15 protein-coding genes are annotated in these 18,728 nt (G+C 42.4%); 3 read left to right on the forward strand and 12 right to left on the reverse strand.

The genetic code is table 11. The features are described from left to right. Window positions 1–8: 8 nt before the first annotated feature. The 10 genes from PP175_RS14340 to PP175_RS14385 form a co-directional block, all read right to left on the reverse strand. The gene (locus PP175_RS14340; protein WP_272439016.1) at window positions 9–1,595 is read right to left on the reverse strand and encodes a hydantoinase/oxoprolinase family protein; all 1,587 of its coding nucleotides are present in this window, start codon (window positions 1,593–1,595) and stop codon (window positions 9–11) included. Continuing rightward, the gene (locus PP175_RS14345; protein WP_272439017.1) at window positions 1,592–2,710 is read right to left on the reverse strand and encodes an S-methyl thiohydantoin desulfurase family protein; all 1,119 of its coding nucleotides are present in this window, start codon (window positions 2,708–2,710) and stop codon (window positions 1,592–1,594) included. Before PP175_RS14345 ends, PP175_RS14340 begins: the two co-directional genes overlap by 4 nt. A gap of 21 nt (window positions 2,711–2,731) precedes the next feature. Then, a complete protein-coding gene (locus PP175_RS14350; RefSeq protein WP_272439018.1) occupies window positions 2,732–3,736 on the reverse strand; it encodes a dipeptidase in 1,005 nt (334 codons plus the stop codon). A gap of 73 nt (window positions 3,737–3,809) precedes the next feature. Next, complete coding sequence (locus PP175_RS14355) at window positions 3,810–4,526, reverse strand: aspartate/glutamate racemase family protein (protein ID WP_272439019.1); 717 nt, start codon at window positions 4,524–4,526, stop codon at window positions 3,810–3,812. A gap of 44 nt (window positions 4,527–4,570) precedes the next feature. After that, the gene (locus PP175_RS14360; protein WP_272439020.1) at window positions 4,571–6,148 is read right to left on the reverse strand and encodes a hydantoinase/oxoprolinase family protein; all 1,578 of its coding nucleotides are present in this window, start codon (window positions 6,146–6,148) and stop codon (window positions 4,571–4,573) included. Beyond that, entirely contained in the window at window positions 6,145–7,242 is a 1,098-nt protein-coding gene (locus PP175_RS14365; RefSeq protein ID WP_272439021.1) for an S-methyl thiohydantoin desulfurase family protein, read from the reverse strand. The genes PP175_RS14360 and PP175_RS14365 overlap by 4 nt, the downstream gene beginning before the upstream one ends. Window positions 7,243–7,277: 35 nt before the next feature. Beyond that, a complete protein-coding gene (locus PP175_RS14370; RefSeq protein WP_272439022.1) occupies window positions 7,278–8,597 on the reverse strand; it encodes a purine-cytosine permease family protein in 1,320 nt (439 codons plus the stop codon). A gap of 362 nt (window positions 8,598–8,959) precedes the next feature. Further along, a complete protein-coding gene (locus tag PP175_RS14375; RefSeq protein WP_272439023.1) occupies window positions 8,960–10,330 on the reverse strand; it encodes a hydantoinase/oxoprolinase N-terminal domain-containing protein in 1,371 nt (456 codons plus the stop codon). Continuing rightward, window positions 10,311–11,450: an S-methyl thiohydantoin desulfurase family protein gene (locus PP175_RS14380; protein WP_272439024.1), complete on the reverse strand. Its 1,140-nt coding sequence runs from the start codon at window positions 11,448–11,450 to the stop codon at window positions 10,311–10,313. The genes PP175_RS14375 and PP175_RS14380 overlap by 20 nt, the downstream gene beginning before the upstream one ends. 204 nt (window positions 11,451–11,654) lie before the next feature. After that, complete coding sequence (locus PP175_RS14385) at window positions 11,655–13,079, reverse strand: sigma-54 interaction domain-containing protein (RefSeq protein WP_272439025.1); 1,425 nt, start codon at window positions 13,077–13,079, stop codon at window positions 11,655–11,657. Between the two features lie 237 nt (window positions 13,080–13,316). On the opposite strand from PP175_RS14385, the gene PP175_RS14390 reads away from it, so the two are divergent. The 3 genes from PP175_RS14390 to PP175_RS14400 all read left to right on the forward strand — a co-directional run bounded on the left by PP175_RS14390 (window position 13,317) and on the right by PP175_RS14400 (window position 16,914). Beyond that, on the forward strand, window positions 13,317–14,720 hold the full coding sequence (locus PP175_RS14390; protein WP_272439026.1) for an APC family permease: 1,404 nt from the start codon (window positions 13,317–13,319) through the stop codon (window positions 14,718–14,720). A gap of 311 nt (window positions 14,721–15,031) precedes the next feature. After that, a complete protein-coding gene (locus PP175_RS14395) occupies window positions 15,032–16,156 on the forward strand; it encodes a UDP-N-acetylmuramoyl-tripeptide--D-alanyl-D-alanine ligase (RefSeq protein WP_272439027.1) in 1,125 nt (374 codons plus the stop codon). Beyond that, a complete protein-coding gene (locus tag PP175_RS14400; RefSeq protein WP_272439028.1) occupies window positions 16,153–16,914 on the forward strand; it encodes a D-alanyl-D-alanine carboxypeptidase family protein in 762 nt (253 codons plus the stop codon). Before PP175_RS14395 ends, PP175_RS14400 begins: the two co-directional genes overlap by 4 nt. A 1,234-nt stretch (window positions 16,915–18,148) precedes the next feature. Here the strand turns inward: PP175_RS14400 and PP175_RS14410 are convergent. Both PP175_RS14410 and PP175_RS14415 read right to left on the reverse strand, forming a co-directional pair. Beyond that, window positions 18,149–18,376, reverse strand: a complete 228-nt coding sequence (locus PP175_RS14410; protein ID WP_272439030.1) for a hypothetical protein — start codon at window positions 18,374–18,376, stop codon at window positions 18,149–18,151. Between the two features lie 28 nt (window positions 18,377–18,404). Further along, the gene (locus PP175_RS14415) at window positions 18,405–18,560 is read right to left on the reverse strand and encodes a hypothetical protein (RefSeq protein WP_272439031.1); all 156 of its coding nucleotides are present in this window, start codon (window positions 18,558–18,560) and stop codon (window positions 18,405–18,407) included. Window positions 18,561–18,728 lie beyond the last annotated feature (168 nt).

An 18,728-nucleotide genomic window follows, 5' to 3' on the forward strand; every position in this document is an offset into this window, starting at 1 on the left:
TTGGTTCATCAGGAATTAACAGGCACTAGTAGAGTCCCAGCCGCCTTAGCCTTGATTCGAACAACGTTGGAGGGAACATAGGCTACCGGGACTTCTTCCATATCAATTAATGTAACCGTGGCAGGATCCGCTCCTGCTGTTATGGTCTTATGTTTTACAAGTTCCTCCACTTCTTCAATAACTTCCTGCCGGGTCCGGCCGGCTGTGGAGAACATTTTATCCACCTCGCCGCTCACCTGGGCAATTGCGGCACCAATTGCATTTGCACAACCGGCATGGTTAGGCTGAATGACTTGTGAAACTCCCTCCAACTGACCTTGAATGAGTATGGCCCCACCCCCAACTAACACCACCGGGACATCCTGACTACTAGTTTTAATTTTATCGATCACGGCAGCTATATCCCTATTGATCACTGCCATAGCTTTTTTCCAGGTATTTGGAGAAATTGACTCGAGGCGGGATACATCACAGGCCGGATGGTCAATTATAGCTAAACCTGAGGCCAATATACAATCCGTGGCCGTTAACGTGCCCCCTCCAAACGCGATACTCTCCTTCACGATGTTATAGCCTACACTATCCGGACCTACGCTAACTTCCCCATCCTTTTCTCGCACAATACTTCCCCCGCCGATGCCAATTGAGATGATATCAGGCATACGAAAATTTGTCCGTACCCCACCGATATTGACAGCAACCGAGGACTCACGGGGAAATCCCTTGATCAGAATTCCCACATCCGTGGTGGTTCCTCCTATATCACACACAATGCAATCCGGAAAATCGCTTAAAAACGCAGCCCCACGGATACTGTTGGTTGGGCCCGACCCGATCGTGAGAATGGGATATTTTTTGGCATACTCCAAGGACATAAGCGTGCCATCATTTTGTGCAAAATAGATATCCGCCTGTATTCCGTATCGATGTAATGCTTTTTCTAATCCCTGGGCTACCATATCGGCTACTTTCACCAACGCAGCATTGAGTGCGGCAGAGTTTTCCCTTTCTAATAACCCTAAGTTGCCGATTTCAGAGGAAAGTGTCACGGGGAAATCTTCTCCAAAACGATTTCGGACCAGCTGCCCAAACTCCTTCTCATACTTATCGAGCACAGGAGAAAAGATGGAGCAGATTGCGACGGATTCGATGCATGAAGCTTCCATCTGATCCAATACGCTCTCACACTCATCGACAATCAATCTAGATTGATTCAAGGGCCTTCCATCGAACTCGCATCCGCCATGAATGAAATAATAGTGATTGCCTACTGATTGCTTTAACTCTTCATCCCAGGTAAACATGGGTTCAATGGATTGGCCGGCAGGCAAACAAATCCGGACCACTGCAATTTTCGCTAATCTTTTTTTCTCAATAATGGCATTGGTCGCATGGGTCGTACCCAGCATGACATATTTAATGTTACTAAAGTCGATCGCAGCTTTTCTCAGTACTTGGTCTAGGGCGTTAAAAATACCCGTCTCCACGTCTTGCGTCGTTGGTGCTTTCGTTGCTTCTATGATCCGATTATGCTGGTCCAGTATAACAGCATCTGTATTCGTGCCACCTACATCAATTCCAATTTTGTAGATCATCCTATTCGCACCCTCCTTTTATGGATGTTTTCTACTGGTTCGTAATCATAGTCGTAGCCAAAATACCGCGGTCCCCACACATTCAAGGCAGCCGGGCTTCTCATAATGTCAGGAGTCGGGATACCTAGGCAAATTACACGGAAGCCGTATTTCAACCCCTCCGTCGTTACTGGGACACCAGTCTCCACATCCAGAAAAGTAATTAAGTCCGGTACCATGGCCACCAGTTCATCCCCTATTTTGGCCATCAAATTTTCGTTTTGGAAATCAACATGCAGCTTTTCACCATTGAATTCATCAAATCCTTCGACCACGGCCTTGCCCCGGACAAAGCCATCCGTTGATCTTCGCTCGACATCAATGACCTTGCCTTTAAATAGAACCATAGCTTCTCCATAAATGGATTCTCGAGTCACCTGTTGAATGGCTTCAATCGGATTGTTTTTCCGCTCATTCGCAACTCGAATGGCTTTTCCCAGCTTCATACACAAGCTGATCGTATTGGGGATGGCTGTGCGTTTCACTTCCGCGCCAGTCATCACATATTCGGCAATATGGGCCACCCCGCCCATTCGCACTGCAATCCCGCGAGAAATATGTTCTAACATGGCATTATCCAACGTATCCAGCAGACAATAATCACCGCGCTCGTTGAACAGACCCATGGGGGTGCCCTGAACCCCATAAATATTGAATGTCTCCATCTGCAGTTCAGGGAACGCCCGGCCCATCCCATCAGCGTCAACGATCGGAATTCCTGCTTCAGAAGCTACCACGAAAGGAATCGTCGAATTGAGCCCGCCGCATTCTATTGGCATAGTGGCAAATGCAGTTCTGCCAAACTTCTCCTCCAGTAGACGAAGCGACTTTAAAGCTTCGTCCCCATTCGGGATTTTTTCCACCATAATGGTGGGTGCGCCCATCATTGCAGTTGGGATGACAATCTGATCATCAGGAACTTCTGTTGGATCAAGCAGTTGAATTTGCCCGTTTTTTCGAATGCATTTTTGTACCATCAATTTCCCTAAATATGGATCTCCTCCGCCCCCTGTACCCAGCAATGCGGCCCCAACAGCTAAATCCTCGATTTCTTGTTCTCCAATCCAAATAGGCAACTGGATCCCTCCTTTTTACGCTTATTTCCATACTTCTCTAAGCACTCTCATGAAGTTTTGGCCCAGGATCAACTCAATGTCCCCATCTTTATACCCGCGTTTCATCAGAGAATGGGTGATTTCAGGTACGGAGGTATGTCCTTTAATTACATCAAATGGCTTGCGTTGCATCGTAGCCAAACTGCTTTCCGGTGAAACGTATTTCATAAAGGGATCCATAAAATCAAATCCCAACCCAACATGCTGCACGCCAACCAACTTGGAGATGTGATCCATGTGGTCGATGAGGTGTTCTATATCTGAATCCTTATCATGTTCCGAAACAAAAAAATTCACGGCATTCATGCCAATCATCCCACCAGTTGAAGCAATGGCCTTAATCTGATCATCTGTAAGGTTTCGCATGGTATTAGCTAAGGTTCTACAGTTGGAATGGGAGGCAATCACAGGGTTTTTGGCAAACTCCATCACATCGGTGAAACCCTCATCATTGATATGGCTAACATCAATAACCATTCCTAGTTTTTCAGCTTCTTCAATTAATTGGACACCAAAATCAGTGATCCCGCCCTTTCTCCCCTCTCTCACTGCAGAAAAGTGGCTGCCGTCTCCAACCCAGTTGCGCCTGCTCCAAACTAGGCCAATTAATCGCACCCCAAGCTCGTAAAAGCTCCGAAGAAGACTGAGATCGTTGTAAAGCGGCTCAGCCCCTTCCAAAGAGAGGACAAAACCGATTTTGTCTTCTTTTTTTGCCTTATTCAGGTCCTCTATGTTTTTACAAACTTTAATTTTTTCAGATGATTCATCGGCTTCTGCATGCAGGGCACTAATTTGCTGGAGAGCTTTTCGAAGGCCCATTTCTGGTAAAAAACTGTCATCTACAAAGATAGCAGAGACAATCGAATCAATCCCTCCCTCTTTGAAATTAGGTAGATAATCAGTTTCAATCACCTTTTTCTTGCCGCGATCTCTTTGGATAGTAACGTCCATCAACAGATCAAAATGGCCATCTATTACGTGTGCCATGCTTTACATCCTCCTTATTTATCGATCTAAGCCGCCAAAGGATCGGCGGCTTAGATCGATAAGATTCTTTGATTTATACGCGTACTTTAGAAGGAGGAGTCATATACGTTAAACGGCTTTGTTTTACGCCCATTGTAATTATGCTTTCCAGCATTTTAGTCGCCGCAAATGCCGGGTCGATGACAGGTACATCATAGCCTCGTTCCTTAAGCTTTTGCTGAAGATCCGCGGCAACTCCCATCATTCCTGTGCATCCTAACACGAGTGCATGAGCGTTATCGTTTTCAATCGCTTTAGTCATTTCTTCCAACAGAGAACTCTTCAACTTCTCTTTCTCATGAACTTCTAATACGGGAATATTTACATATCTTACAGAAGCTAAGTTTCCATTAACTCCTAACAATTTGCTAATGTTTTCAATCATCGGAACTACATTGGGAAGGACGGTCACTACAGAAAAAGTCTTAGCTAATAAACTAGCAAAGAGCATAGAGGATTCGGCAGCACCTACAACCGGAATATTCAGTACTTCCCGAGCCGGTTTAACTCCCGGATCTCCAAAACAGAAGCTAATAATTCCGTCATAACCTTCCTTTTCAGCTTCAATGGCCTTTTCTAAAAAATTAGGGATGCACAACGCCTCATCGTATTCACATTCCACCGATGCAGGTCCATAATCTAAGTTACACACCCCGACGTGGGTCGATTCAGCTGCATGATGGGTAATTTCTTGTTGAATCTCCTCATTAAAAAAGTCCGAAATGATAGGCATAATGACTTTGATCTTCATTTGACTCGCTCCTCCATCTTAAAATTTAGATTTTAATTGTTTTATTAATGGACTTCTTCCAAATTCATAGCGAGAATACCGGCGGCTTTTACACGGACACGAGTGGCATTACCTGGAAGGTAGGCCAGTGGCACGTCTTCTATATCAACAATCTTAATGGTGTCAGGATCCGCACCAGCAATGATGGCTTCATTGACTGCTATCTTCTTAGCCAATTCTAAAGTTTGTTCTCGGCCAAGCTCATCCAGGGTAAAGACACGCTCAATCTGACCGCTTACCTGGGCAATGGCAGCACCAATCGCATTGGCTACACCGAAATCATCCGGACGAATCACCCGAGAAGCGCCTGTAAGTTGGTCTGGTAACAGAATGCTTCCGCCTCCCACTAGGATTACTGGAACCGGTTCTGCGCTCGTCTTCATCTTGTCAATCGCTTCCTCGACCATCTGGATGATCTTTGTATAGACTTTTTTTAGCAGGCCTTTATCCAAATGGGCAACTTTGTTCGGATCACCAAGATCGGCCTTTCCCAATGCTACTGCAACATCGGTGGCAGTTAAGGTATCTCCACCAAATACAAGCCCTTTTTCCGGTAGTCTATAACCTACGCTATCAGGTCCTACTGTAAAGTTCGTCTGATCTTCTTGAATACGGACAATTGTTCCGCCTCCTAAACCAATCGAAACCAAATCAGGCATCCGGAAATTGGTTCGAGCTCCTCCAATTTCAACAGCCAATGATGACTCTCGAGGGAAAGAGTTAACAAGAACACCAATATCGGTTGTTGTGCCTCCCACATCCACGACAAGTGCGTCCGACAACCCCGACAGATAGGAGGCTCCACGGATACTATTTGTCGGTCCACAGGCAATGGTAAGAATCGGGTATTTCATGGCATATTCGACATTCATAAGCGTGCCGTCGTTTTGTCCAAAGAAGACTCGTGCATTTATCCCCTCTGCCTTTAGGGCATCTACGAAACCTTCTGCTGTAGCTTTTGCCACACTTACAACTGCGGAGTTCAATATCGTCGCATTTTCACGTTCCAACAATCCGATACTTCCAATCTCGTGCGATAAGGAAACCGGGAGCTCCTCGCCTAATACCTCATGAAGAATTGCTGCCGTGCGGAGTTCATGTTCTTTGGACACCGGAGAAAATACGGAGGTAACAGCAACTGAGTTTACTTTTCCTTTGATCTCCTGTGCAATACGAACTAATTCCTCTTCATCTAATTTTGCAATCTCTCTTCCGTCAAACTCATGTCCGCCACGTACAATATAAACATGTTTCCCCAGCCTTTCACGAAGGTCACCGGGTACCCCGATTAAAGGTTTCACCGCAAGCGTTGCAGGGGCACCAATTCGAATGATGGCAATTTCGTTAAGACGTTTACGTTCGACAATGGCATTCGTACAATGCGTTGTACCTAGCATGGCATAATGGATTTGATCACGCGGTACACCAGATTTTGCAATGACTTCGCGCATAGCCTCATAAATACCCAAACTTACATCTTCTGTTGTAGGAGACTTCGTTTTTGCAAGCACCTTATAATGCATGTCTAATAGAACAGCATCTGTATGGGTTCCACCTACATCAATTCCAATTCTGTAACTCATTTGGTCACAACTCCTTTTGTGGCAAGTTCCTCCACTGGAATATACTCTACTTCATAGCCAAAATAAGCAGGTCCGCATGTCTCTATCCCCTTAGGAGTACGCCATTTTGAGTTACAGGGAATGCCAATAATCACAGTGCGGGCCCCATAACGCATGCCTTCTGTTGTAATGGGCAATCCAGTTTCAGCATCAAGAACCGCAATCAGATCAGGGGTTACACACAAAAGCCTATCCTCTGTCTTTGCAATCAAATGCTCATTTTGGAAACGAAGTTCTAGGGTTTCTGCAGAATAATTCAACAACCCTTCGATTTTGGCTGTGCCCCGCGCGAACCCGGTTTCGGTTTTGCGGTTTACATCGACTATTTTTCCGCGGAATAATTCGAAACCTTTGGTTAGTTTAAGTACTTCCTGAATAGGATCAAGATTATTTTCTTTCGCTAAGCGAATGGATCGGCCAATTTTTTCCTCAAGATTTAAAATATTACGAATTCCACTTTGCCTTAAATCTTTGCCTGTCATTGGATAGATTGCGAACATAACGGCGCCGCCTTTTTGAATCGTTGCGTTTCGGGCAATCCTTTCTGCCCAATGATTGTCTATTGTATTTAACAAAGTAACATTCCCTTTTTCATCGGCAATCACCATAGGTGTTGCAGAAAGTTCATCCAAATAAAAGGTTACCATTTGCAATTCGGGAAATGCTCGCCCCATTCCATCGGCATCCACAACAGGCAATCCCAATTGTGCAGCCAGGGCCAGTGGCAGCAAAGAATTTACGCCTCCTGCTTCGATTGGAAAAGTCGCAAAAATCTTTTTTTCCATGTATTTTTCGAGTGATTCAAATGCAAGTTTGGCTTCATGCCCACTTGGCGCTTTTTCGAATAAGACTGTTGGTGCTCCCATCATGCCAGACGATACAACAAACGCATCATCTGGAACTTCATCTACCGATAAGAGTTTGATTGGGCCAAATTCCTCAATGGCCTGAAGTGCCATTAACTTGCCAATATACGGATCCCCCCCGCCACCAGTCCCAAGTAATGCTGCTCCAACTGCAATATCTTCAATTTCTTGTTTCCCTAAAAGTCTCATGTTTTTTCTCCCTTCAATTGTTTCCAAATTGGTGTCTAAGCTGTTTGGTCAATTTCCGCGTTTTTTTGATTCATTATTGCTCCAAAGATTTTCATGCCAATATAATAGGCCACTCCGCTTATAATTAAAGAATTTAAGGAAGGAATGCCAATATTAATTAAATAACCTGCCAAACCACCAAGTGCCCAGGCTATAAGAGTAACTGGATTGATAGTCTCGCACGTTTCCGGCAACAAACTCTTTTCACGACTGTCAGCAAGAAGCTTTCTGTCGCGTTTGAGAATAAAATAGTCGACTACCATAATGCCAGCAACTGGGGGAACAAAAACACCGAGAAATACCATAAAATTAATGAATTTGTCTAGAATACCGAATACGGATAGAACCGTACCAATAATTCCAATAATCAACGTCACGAATCCCCTGTTGACCTTTCGGCTTAACATTGAATCGATTGCGTTTGTAATTCCCAAGGAAGAAGCATATAGATTTAAATCATTAATTTTAACGGTGGCAAATACCACGATAGCTGTTCCAAGCCAACCAGTCGTTTTCATAACTATGGTGACAACATCGCTGGTACCTACCGCGTGTGCCATTAATACAGCAGCAAGATTCACGCCAAATTCCCCAACAAGCGTACCAATCAAGGTCATCCATAAAACATCTTTGCCGTTTCGACAATAACGACTCATGTCTGGAGTAATGACCGCACCGATCATATATCCGCCGGCAACCATGGTTGCGGCCACTCCCATCGAAAGAGTTGGACCAGGAGGCGCTGAGGCAATTAAATTCCAAGTATTATGATTTTTTAGAACCTGGTAAATGCCGTAGACAATAACTAGCATAAACCCAGGTACTGCAATCCTGGCAGTCCAGCTTAACCATTTAAACCCAAAAATCACGATTAGAGTAACAAACATGCCTGTTAAAGATGCGGCTAACGGAAAACCCAACAGACCACCCAGCGCCTGATCCAATCCCTTTGCGAACACAGAGTTTTGAATACCAAACCAACCTATCGATCCAACAGCAATGACTAGACCGAGGATGCCTGACCCATACTTTCCAAACCCTGTCCAGCGAGCAAGCAAACTTGTTGACAGCCCTTCCCGTGCTCCAGAAACACCAACTAAAAAACTTACTATCTCTAAAACCACACTGCCTAACATCGTAGCCCAAAATGCCTGCCAAAAAGTCATCCCGTAACCGATTGCTGCTCCCATCATAAATTGGGCGAGACTGGTCAGAGCACCCACTCGAACCAACATAACTTCCCACATCGGCAAGCGAGCTCCAGCAGGTACCCTGCTCAAAGCAAAATCATCTGCCGTGTTCTGTGAACTTGCCATTTTCCGCTTCCCCCTTCTTATCTCTTCCAAATTTTGCTTGTCGATGGCCACAAATGTCCCGGCTTTAATCTACCTTCCATTAAGCTTCTCTTAATTTGAGCCACAATGGAGTTTGAGGTTTTTTCAATTGAGGTTTTTCAAAATTCGGTTATATCGCCTCCTTCGCCGCTATAGGGGTATGGATAGGTTTATTACTAATCAAATAATAAATGAAAGAAATCAATAAAAATGTATTGTGTGATAAAATCTAACAAGTTTTTTATCTTCTGTATACGAATCAATTTTATAGGCATGTACTCGTTTGATAGAAATACGTTCTTATGAAATTGATTTATCTACATACCTCTTAAGAAAGATGCAGTCTAAACAAGCGATGCAATAGCCTTAACTTGAACTCTCAAAGCTTGGCTCGGAATATAAGCCAAAGGTGTTGCTTTAATAGATTTGGCGGTCACTGATTCCAAGGTAGCCCCCGAACGAATCGCTTCTTGAACAGCTTCCTGTGTAGCCATTTCCACGGCATCTTCTCGCTCCATCCCTTTTAACCAATACATGCGGTCCACATTTCCGCTTATCGGGGCAATGCAGGCACCAATTGCGGAAACATGCATATAATTGGGAGGCTGAACTACATCAGCCCATGGGAAACGAAACTTTTTGGCCAACTCTTCACTTCCTTCTCCTACAATCACAATGGGAAGAGGGTCATATTGTGGTTGAAAGCGTTGCATCACGTCAAAAACCGCATCCAATTGATCATCACTAATGGAATGCTTACCTCCAAAAGGTAATGTCACAAGTTCTGGCATCGGAATATTGACATGAATACCAGCAATAGTCGCATTTTTCCATCTATCTTTCGGAAATCCATCCTCTAATACACCAATGCGTGTTGCTTCTGTGGTCATGTCAATGACAATACAGTCATTGAGTTGCGTTAAAAACGAAGCTCCCCGAAGGCTCGTGGTCATTCCCGAATAAAGTGCTCGGATTGGATATCGCAAGGCATAGTCATAAGACATTAACGATCCATCATTTTGAACAAGATAAATTCCAGCATCGATGCCAAGTTTGTGCAAAAGCTGATCGAGCCCTTGCAAAGCCTCCTTCATGATCCTGGATAAAGCGGCATTAAGAATGGCGGTGTTTTCCCGCTGAAGAAATCCAATGCTCCCTAGTTCATGGGATAAGGTAAAAGAATGTTCTTTACCCAGTGTTTCTTGGATCCAACCCATAACCATTCGTTCATGACTATCATTCACCGGTGAAAAAGTACTTGTAATAGCAAAGGCGTCGAAACAGTGCGAAGAAATGGATTGAAGGAACGTATCAAGCGCTGGGCGAGAAGGTAAAGATTCCGATTCCCTCCCATCAACTTCATGGCCACCTTGTAACTCACAATAAACGAGTCCAATCGCCTTACGAAAAAGTTCCGACCCTTCATATAGTGGGGTAATGCTTCCTTTAGCTTGCGAAACCCTAACCGTGCACACCTGAGCTAGAGTTTTCTCCTCCTGCAAAGCGTCAAGAAAAAGATTTGTCCCTACCATCACTGCTTTAATGTTATACGGGCTAACGTTTGCCTGTTTCAGTAGTTGAGTAATTATTAATTGAATTCCTGTCATCACATCTGGTGTTGTTCGTTGACTAGCAGAGGTCAAAATATGAAAACGCTGATCCATCACGACTCCGTCGGTTTTTTCTCTACCGACATCAATTCCGATACGAATCATCCAATTCTTCCTCGCCTTCGTGAATCTGAAGTTGTTCCGTCGGAAAAAACTCTGTAGCCAAACCAAAACGTTTTGGCCCCACGATTTCAAGCATTTTTGGATCTCTTAGCAACAAAGGACTGGGAATGACTATAATCCATACTTTTCGATGATTTTCCAACTCTTCAATCGTGATGGGGCTTCCAGTAGCCTCATCCAATATGCAAATCAGGTCGGGGACCATTGCAAGGGCTCGTTCGCCCTTCTTGGCAAGTAAATATTCATTTTTAAATATAACCTCCATTTGCTCACCGACAAAAAAACCGGTTCCTTCTACCATTAGAGCCCCACTCAATAAACCTCCAACCAAGTTTCTTTGCAGATCCACAATTTTTCCTTCAATTAATTTGCACGGCCTGCCATAAATGGAATTTCCAAAAGTATGGTTTAATGCAATAAGTATGTGATCAATATTTGCCTGTGCTGCCTTTACGGCTTCACCTAACCTCATAGCGAGAGAAAACGTTTGATGGATAGCGACTTCCCGAACCGCCCTTCCCTGCATGGGATAACCGGCTATCGCTGCCGAGCCCCCCCATTCGATTACCTTATCACGTGCCTCATGTTCTACCTGTTCATTTGCTGCTTGGTGAATCCGGTGGCACTCCCCGCGATCATTCACCATGGTCAATGGGGTAGCCTGTATACCAAATGCGTGGAAGGTAGTCATCTGCAATTCTGAAAAGGCTCGACCCATCCCGTCGCAATCAAGAAGGGGCAGTTTAGATAAGGCAGCTGCCAGAACGGGGACCATAGCCTCCATTCCTCCTATTTCGAAACCCATCACCGCTCCGATAGTAATTCCCTTTTCTTTTTCCAACATGTTAATAGCGCTAGGTATTTCTGTTTGTGTGAGAAGTTTTTCGTTCAAAATGGTTGGTGAACCCATAATGGCCACCGGTACAACCCACTCTTCATCACATACAGCCATAGGCGACAATAGGGTAACCGGCCCCTCCTCACGAACGGATCGAAGTGCTAATAACTCAAGCAATCTGCTGTCGCCTCCCCCACCTGATCCGAGATACCTGGCACCACACGCCAAATATGGAATGTCTTGCTCGGTTAGTTGCTTCTTCATGGTTTATCCTCTCACCTTTCATTAAGCAAATTGCATGCCAATCCATTTCTATAGGATTTGTTAATAAACAGCTCTAAAATTTGACTAAAAACAAAAAGTAATTTGAATTCTCAACATAAAATCCAGAGAAGAAAAATAAAAAATGCGAACTAACTTCCCATTTCTCTTTTTTTATCATTTTTTCGCACTATTTCTCAATAATTTTCATTTTGAGAATTTTTTCTCACGAGTAATCGCTTTTAGGCGTCGATAAAGAGTCGCGATACTCATTCCTAATGCCTCAGCAGCCTTTCTTTTTCCTTCGGTACTGTTTCCATAGCGAAGAATGGCTTGTTCTATCAAATACGCTTCAGATTTTTCAGTATTCAGTAAGGAAGAATCTAAAAAGCCCCCTTTTTTTAATAACAAGTCTATCTTTTCAATAGCCCCATCGTTATCTTCACGGACTTGAAGATAACGATGGGATGATGGCAAGCTACTTATCGTAACCAAGTCTCCGATTTCCAGATTCACAATATATTCAATAACATTTTCAAGTTCACGTATATTTCCCGGCCAGTGGTATTGATATAGCCGTGTCAAGGCTTGTGATGAAATACGTTTGGGTTCTTTCCCCAAACGCTCTCCATGCCGCTTCATAAAGTACTGGATAAGCTCATATAGATCCTCCATTCTTTCACGTAAAGGAGGAATGGAAAAGGGAATCACGTTTAATCGAAAGTATAAATCTTCCCGGAATTGTTGATTGGCAATCATAGTTTCTAAATCTTTATGGGTAGCTGCAATCACCCGAACATCTATGGGAATACTATCTGAACCTCCGACTCGCTCGGTCCTCCTCTCCTGCAAAACTCGCAAAAGCTTGGCTTGTAGAAAAAGTGGCATATCCCCTATTTCATCCAGAAACAGCGTTCCACCATGGGCCATTTCAAAACGACCAGGTTTACCACCTTTTTTTGCCCCGGTAAATGAACCTTCTTCATAACCAAAGAGCTCACTTTCCAAAAGAGACTCCGGAATTGCAGCACAATTGATGGCTACAAACGGACCTTTTTGGCGGTGGCTAGCTCCATGAATTGCCTGGGCAAGGACTTCCTTTCCTGTTCCACTTTCTCCCCTGATCAAAATGGTTGAATCACTTTTCGCTACCTTTTCCGCCTGTGCTTTTAAAGCTGAAATACCTTCACTGTTACCGCGAATGTCAGTAAAAGAATAACGTGTGGCATATTTCTTTTGTTTATCTACACTAGGTACTAAAACCCTTTTTGTAAATTGCAAAACTGCCCCCACCGCTCGTTTGTTAACAATCAGAGGATGTAAACGACAACAGTAAGGGTACAGCACCTCTGTAGAATCCTTAATTTGAACCCTAAAATCTATAATTGGCTTTCCTTTTTCGACAAACTGAATCAGTTTCGAAGCTGCCGTGGACTCTAGAAGCTCTAGGAGACGTTTGTTTATTAAAGTCATTTGTGAACGTCCCCATACATTCTCCGCAAACGTATTGGTATGAACGACACTTCCTTGATGATCAACAACCAAAATAGGGGTTGAAATCAACGATAAAAGTGTGATGGTTTCTTGTAACAACCATTTTTTCTCATTTATCAATGATTCTATCTTGTCCATTTGTACTCCTTTCACTGCTTTCCACTTCAGCTATACCCTCTTATTCTTCCACACACATTAAATCCCTTTAGTTCTTAGATGCTAAAATTATAGAAAAAACTTAATAAAGTAAATAGATTCATTTTTAATCAGTTCGTTGTATATTTATGCTTATTGGCGTATTATCATTAATGCAGTCCTTTATAAAACAACTGCGTCCCTTAATAGATAAACAACCAGATTGGAAGGAAAGCATAAATGAATCCAACTCACAATAACAAAAAGCTAGGTGTAGCAGGCTTATCTCTCATTAGTATAAATGCAATTCTCGGGTTAAAAAATATCCCTTTTGCTTCAACGATTGGGCCATCTGCCATTACTTTTTGGGTGTTAGCAGCTTTTTTCTATTTCGTACCCATCAGTTTAATCGTGGCTGAGCTGGCAACGGCGTACCCAAACCAGGGAGGAATGAGTACGTGGGTCAACCGGGCCTTTGGTAAAAAAGCAAGCTTTTTATGCAGCTGGTTTTTCTGGGTTGCCAATTTTACGTATTACCCCTCGCTATTAATAGGTATAACGGTGAATGTTTCGTATGCGATCAACCAGCCTCAAATCGTGCATAACACGTGGTTAACGACCGTAATTTCTGTTACGATTTTTTGGGTTCTCACCTTACTCACATTACGCGGAACCCAAATGAGCGGGAAGCTCGCAGCTATTGGCGCTCCACTGGGGGTAATGGTCCCGGCCGTTTTAATTTTTGGGTTTGGCTGTCTGAGCCTATTTCATGGACATCCTTCAGCAACGCAATTTACGGCCCATTCGATTGCACCAAATAATCTTTCGCTGGATACGGTAATGTTTCTATCAACTCTGATGTTTGCTTTTTCAGGTACAGAAATGCTTGGGACGATTGCCGGGGATGTGAGAAATCCGCGAAAAACTTTTCCTAAAGCAATTTTTATCACTTCGGTGATTATTGCCGGTGTTTACATTCTTGGCACAATGGCTTTTCAATTTGTTATTAAGATTACGCCAGATCAAACAGCCACCGCTCTTTATTTATTTGCCGACCAAGTAACAAGCGAATTTCATCTACCGTTCCGATTATCGCAGATTTTAGGAATATGTTTTGTCGTCTCTGTGATAGGTTCGCTGTCATTTTTAATTTTGAATCCTAGCGTCATGATTTATGAAAGCGGAAAAACGATACTTCCTGCTTCCTTAACCAAAGTAAACCGTGTAAATATGCCTGTTCGGCTGATTGTCTGGCAGGCTGTTGGCGTAACAGTCATTTTACTGTTTTCCGGGTTCGTTCCAACAGTTTCGACAGCCCTAAATATGCTTACCCTCATGGCAACATTAGCATTTTTTATTCCATATCTATTCTTAATCAGCGCTTATATCAAACTGCGGCTGACAGATAAAGCAACGACAAGGCCGTTCAAGTTAAAAAGTAATTTATTGGCTTATGTCATAGCGTTAGTGGGGCTGGCTTCTGTAGTGGGTACGATTGTTCTCACGTTGATTCCCGCCCCACATACAACCATGGCCCAATATGCACCCCTCGTTGCAGGACCTGTAGTGTTTGCTGTTTTGGGCCTATGGTTTTATCATGCAGGCACAAAAGAAAAACGTGTTGAATTAAAAAAAGCAAGCTAAAAAAGTACAGGCGTATACGTCTTAAGGTATTGCTCGTTCCGGTTTTATTTGAAAGGGATACGAAATGTGTAACAAAAAAAGAGTATGAGTAATGGCATAGTCCTAGCTGATACTCTTTTCTCTATGCACATATAAACCTAAGTTTACATCACCTTTTTTGGTATTCGCTCATGCATGAATTGTTGCAGTGAAATTTGCCAATGCCATTACCCGGTGTTACAACAGCCCAATTTTGTCGCAAATCAAGCATACTTGAATGTTTTAACATAAATTGTGATTAGCCGTTATTGAGGAAAAAGGAGGCGATTTTTATGACAAAAACTCTTATCTTGAAAAAGCCTGTTATTGCGGTAACCGGAAGCGCGGGTAAAACCACGACCAAAGAAATGATAGCCTCCATCCTTCGCAGAAAATGGCGCATCTTCGCTTCCTATCGAAGTTTTAATCAATACACATGCTCTGCCGCTAACGCAATACGAATTCGTCCGTTTCACAAGGCCGCGGTCTTAGAGTTTGGCATGGGTGCGAGAGGACAGATAAAAAAACACTGCCATTTTATTCAGCCAAACATCGGAGTCATTACTAATGTCGGAACAGCTCATATTGGAAATGTCGGAGGAACTGTGCGGGGCATTGCCCACGCGAAGTCCGAGTTGATTAAACACATGAAGCAAACCGGGTTTCTGGTTATCAATGCGGACGATCCCAATTCAAGGTTACTTGAAACACAAGCCTTTCGTGGAACAATAGCTACAGTGGGAATAAATCAGGAAGCTAATTATCGTGCTTATAATATTCAGTATCGAGCAGGCGGGATGAGCTTTCAAATAGTATTAGACAGTAAGGAATATCTTTTCGATATCCCGATTTATGGGACGCACAATATTTATAATGCACTGAATGCGATTGCGGTGTCCCATCACCTTGGTTTTAGTCCAAAAGAAATGAGGGCGGGCTTGCGTTTTTATAAGCGAACACCTCACCGTATGAACGTTTTTCGTTTTTCTAACAATGTTACATTAATTGATGATGCATGCAGCGCAAATCCCAACTCAATGAAAGCAGCACTGGACGTGCTTGTAAAAGTAGACGGAAAAAGAAAAATTGCCGTTCTCGGTACAATGCTTGCCATGGGAAAATATTCAGCAAAAGCACATAAGGAAGTTGGCAAGTATGCAGCGAAGTGCGGTATCAACTATTTGTATACCTATGGCAAGAAAGCTCAGTTAATTGCAAAAAGTGCCATCGTAGCCGGGTTTCCCGCAGAAAAAGTGAAAAGATTTGAATCGGAAAAGATGCTTAAGAAAAGCCTCGACGCCATGCTTAAACCTGATACTACCATCCTTATAAAAGCGTCTCACAAGATTAAATTGGAAAAGACAGTGGAATATCTGAAGAAGCGTTTGTTCCAAAAAAGATGGAAACTGATTAAATGAAAAGGGAAAAAGAATATATGCCTCCCTTGCTCAAGGCAAACAGTGCATGTCTGATTCATGCAGACACTGGACGTGTGCTATTCCAGAAAAATGCGCGACAGGCGCTGCCGCCAGCAAGCCTCACAAAGATGATGACAGCGCTTATTGTTATGGAGGAGGTAAAACGCGGAGCAATCAGGCTCGATAAACAGGTAAGGGTAAGCCGGTATGCTTCTTCCAGGCGGGGATCAACAATGAAACTTCGAAGGGGAGAAAGAATAACATTACATGAGCTTATGCAGGGGCTGATGATGGCATCAGGCAATGATGCCGCGACTGCACTAGCTGAGAGTCTTGCGGGAACTGAATCAGAGTTTGTAAAAAGAATGAATAGGAAGACGGTGGAATTAGAACTAGAAGGCACACATTTTACGAATCCGCATGGACTCTCTGCAGTAGGACATTACTCCTGCGCTTATGATCTGGCAATGATCGCGCGTGCGCTTCTTCAGCATCGGAAAATTCTTCGTTATACTTCAGTTCGGCGCGCTATTATTCGAAAAAACACATCGCACCGCCGCCTGCTTAAGAATACGAATTCTCTGCTGGGAAATGCCGTTGGAGTAGATGGCGTGAAAACGGGATATACCCCCCAGGCAAAATACTGTTTATGTGCTAGCATGCATACCCTTAACGGTAGATTTATCGCTGTTGTCATGGGACTTACAACCAAGAGGGAGAGAAACCAGGAAGCGATGAAGCTTCTTCATAGTGTTTGAGCCTTCTTGCTTAATTGATAATAGGATTTTTATTATCTATGTTGTAAAAAACAAAGTTAAAATGGATTTGTGTTCTTCCATTTCTTCTCCCAAATCGTATCCAGGTAATTAGGATCAATGTTGGCTAACAAAGGGGATTGGACACCACCTTGTGGACTTCCGATCTCAGTCTTGTAAAAATGATCATCTTTCACGAAGCCTGTATTCAACTATTTCCGTGTTAGTTTTAATACTCTTCTGCCACAGATTCTTTGCTCCACAAGGAAGTAAAAGATCGGGAAGATAAATCGAGGGAGAGACGTTTAAAACAAGCGAATCTCCCTAACCACAAGGTATTGTCAAGTGGTTTCAGAGTTGCATGAACAAATGGCGATCATTATTACCTCAAACAAAGTATATACGGGAGATTCATCCCCCACCTAGGCTAATAGCTTTGAAGAAGGGGACTTCTCGCCAATCATGTTAAAATCGAAACGTTGAAATCTGGGAGCTTTAGCATTTAAACAAAAATAATTAAGAAATTGATTAATTTAACAAATAATTTTTCTGAATAGTTTAAGCAACAATTTTCTTGCTGGTGACATTCTAATTCTTATCTTCATTAAGATAACCCCTCTATAAATGTATTTAAATAACAGCCCTTGAAAGAGAATTTGATAATGTAAGCGATACCAAATAAATGCAAAAAAATTGGATGATAACTAACGGTTTTTATTGAGTTTCTTTTTAACGATGTCTTTTGGGCTCCAGCAATCAAATTTATAGTTTGGTTTTGTTTGATAATTAAGTCTTGAACATTGATAATCTACCTTTTTTCCGTTATCCTTTAGAACCATAAAGTGTTGACAACTAGCACAGCAATGATATTTATTATAAATTTCCATGATTATCTTCTTTTTCCCTCCTTATTATTACTTCCTTATTTTTGGTACGAACCTTGAAAAATAGAAATACACTTCATTGTTTGGTAACGTAATTGTGTCGAGCAATCACTGCGATACAACACTATTACTATAAAACCGAAGATATGATTTGTCACTAGAATGTAATTACATAAAATAGGATTTATTTATAGCATTTTTATGACAAAGAAAGTAATAAACGAATTGATACAATGGTCTTATATCCTCTATCTATGATGTGATTTTTTTACTAAACGGCTATAAACATCCAAAATAAACAAAAGCCCCCAATCTAACAGATGGGGGTTCAAAAATTAAAAAATTATATTTCATCATTCAACTTTTGAAAGTTTCCTGCTCATAGACAACTTTCGATACAAAACCATTACGATTTTGTTATTTTCTTCAAATTTATTATTATAAAAGAGCGGTATCTTAAACTCAGCCTCCATCTTTGTCATAAGGCTAGATAACTTAATATCTCTTTCTCGCTGTGCCATATGAGCATACATGGTGTCTTCATATGCTTTTTGAATGGCTAACAAATGATTTTCAAGCATATCATTATCCCCTTATCGGATGAAGTTCTTAATTATCCGTTTGAGCGTCAGCGCTTTGAAATTTATGGGTCTTTTCCAGCTGTTTCTTCGTAACTTTTGTATGTGGGTCCAGTATATAACGCCGACCATCGACTAGAATTACAGTGGGGGTTCCATTTCGCTGTTTTAAAATTTGAATGTTCATTTGTTCATTCCTTTCAGCTTCCAATCGTATCAAAAGCCATTCCTAAGCAGTAAATTTTCGTGATTCGCTAATTTAAAATTTGATTCTCTCTCAATAGTTACACCATTTAGACTTATCTTACTAACTGGTCTATCTTTCTTACTAACTTGTCTATTTTCAGAAGTGGCA

Origin of the sequence: Aneurinibacillus sp. Ricciae_BoGa-3, from assembly GCF_028421645.1 — a bacterium.
Lineage (GTDB): Bacteria > Bacillota > Bacilli > Aneurinibacillales > Aneurinibacillaceae > Aneurinibacillus_B.

What these genes read in the sequence shown, in the direction of transcription:
- PP175_RS14340 (WP_272439016.1), bottom strand. Translation starts at nt 1,595, where the DNA reads ATGATCTACAAAATTGGAATTGATGTAGGTGGCACGAATACAGATGCT.
- PP175_RS14350 (WP_272439018.1), bottom strand. Translation starts at nt 3,736, where the DNA reads ATGGCACACGTAATAGATGGCCATTTTGATCTGTTGATGGACGTTACT.
- PP175_RS14355 (WP_272439019.1), bottom strand. Translation starts at nt 4,526, where the DNA reads ATGAAGATCAAAGTCATTATGCCTATCATTTCGGACTTTTTTAATGAG.
- PP175_RS14360 (WP_272439020.1), bottom strand. Translation starts at nt 6,148, where the DNA reads ATGAGTTACAGAATTGGAATTGATGTAGGTGGAACCCATACAGATGCT.
- PP175_RS14365 (WP_272439021.1), bottom strand. Translation starts at nt 7,242, where the DNA reads ATGAGACTTTTAGGGAAACAAGAAATTGAAGATATTGCAGTTGGAGCA.
- PP175_RS14370 (WP_272439022.1), bottom strand. Translation starts at nt 8,597, where the DNA reads ATGGCAAGTTCACAGAACACGGCAGATGATTTTGCTTTGAGCAGGGTA.
- PP175_RS14375 (WP_272439023.1), bottom strand. Translation starts at nt 10,330, where the DNA reads ATGATTCGTATCGGAATTGATGTCGGTAGAGAAAAAACCGACGGAGTC.
- PP175_RS14380 (WP_272439024.1), bottom strand. Translation starts at nt 11,450, where the DNA reads ATGAAGAAGCAACTAACCGAGCAAGACATTCCATATTTGGCGTGTGGT.
- PP175_RS14385 (WP_272439025.1), bottom strand. Translation starts at nt 13,079, where the DNA reads ATGGACAAGATAGAATCATTGATAAATGAGAAAAAATGGTTGTTACAA.
- PP175_RS14390 (WP_272439026.1), top strand. Translation starts at nt 13,317, where the DNA reads ATGAATCCAACTCACAATAACAAAAAGCTAGGTGTAGCAGGCTTATCT.
- PP175_RS14395 (WP_272439027.1), top strand. Translation starts at nt 15,032, where the DNA reads ATGACAAAAACTCTTATCTTGAAAAAGCCTGTTATTGCGGTAACCGGA.
- PP175_RS14400 (WP_272439028.1), top strand. Translation starts at nt 16,153, where the DNA reads ATGAAAAGGGAAAAAGAATATATGCCTCCCTTGCTCAAGGCAAACAGT.
- PP175_RS14410 (WP_272439030.1), bottom strand. Translation starts at nt 18,376, where the DNA reads ATGCTTGAAAATCATTTGTTAGCCATTCAAAAAGCATATGAAGACACC.
- PP175_RS14415 (WP_272439031.1), bottom strand. Translation starts at nt 18,560, where the DNA reads ATGAACATTCAAATTTTAAAACAGCGAAATGGAACCCCCACTGTAATT.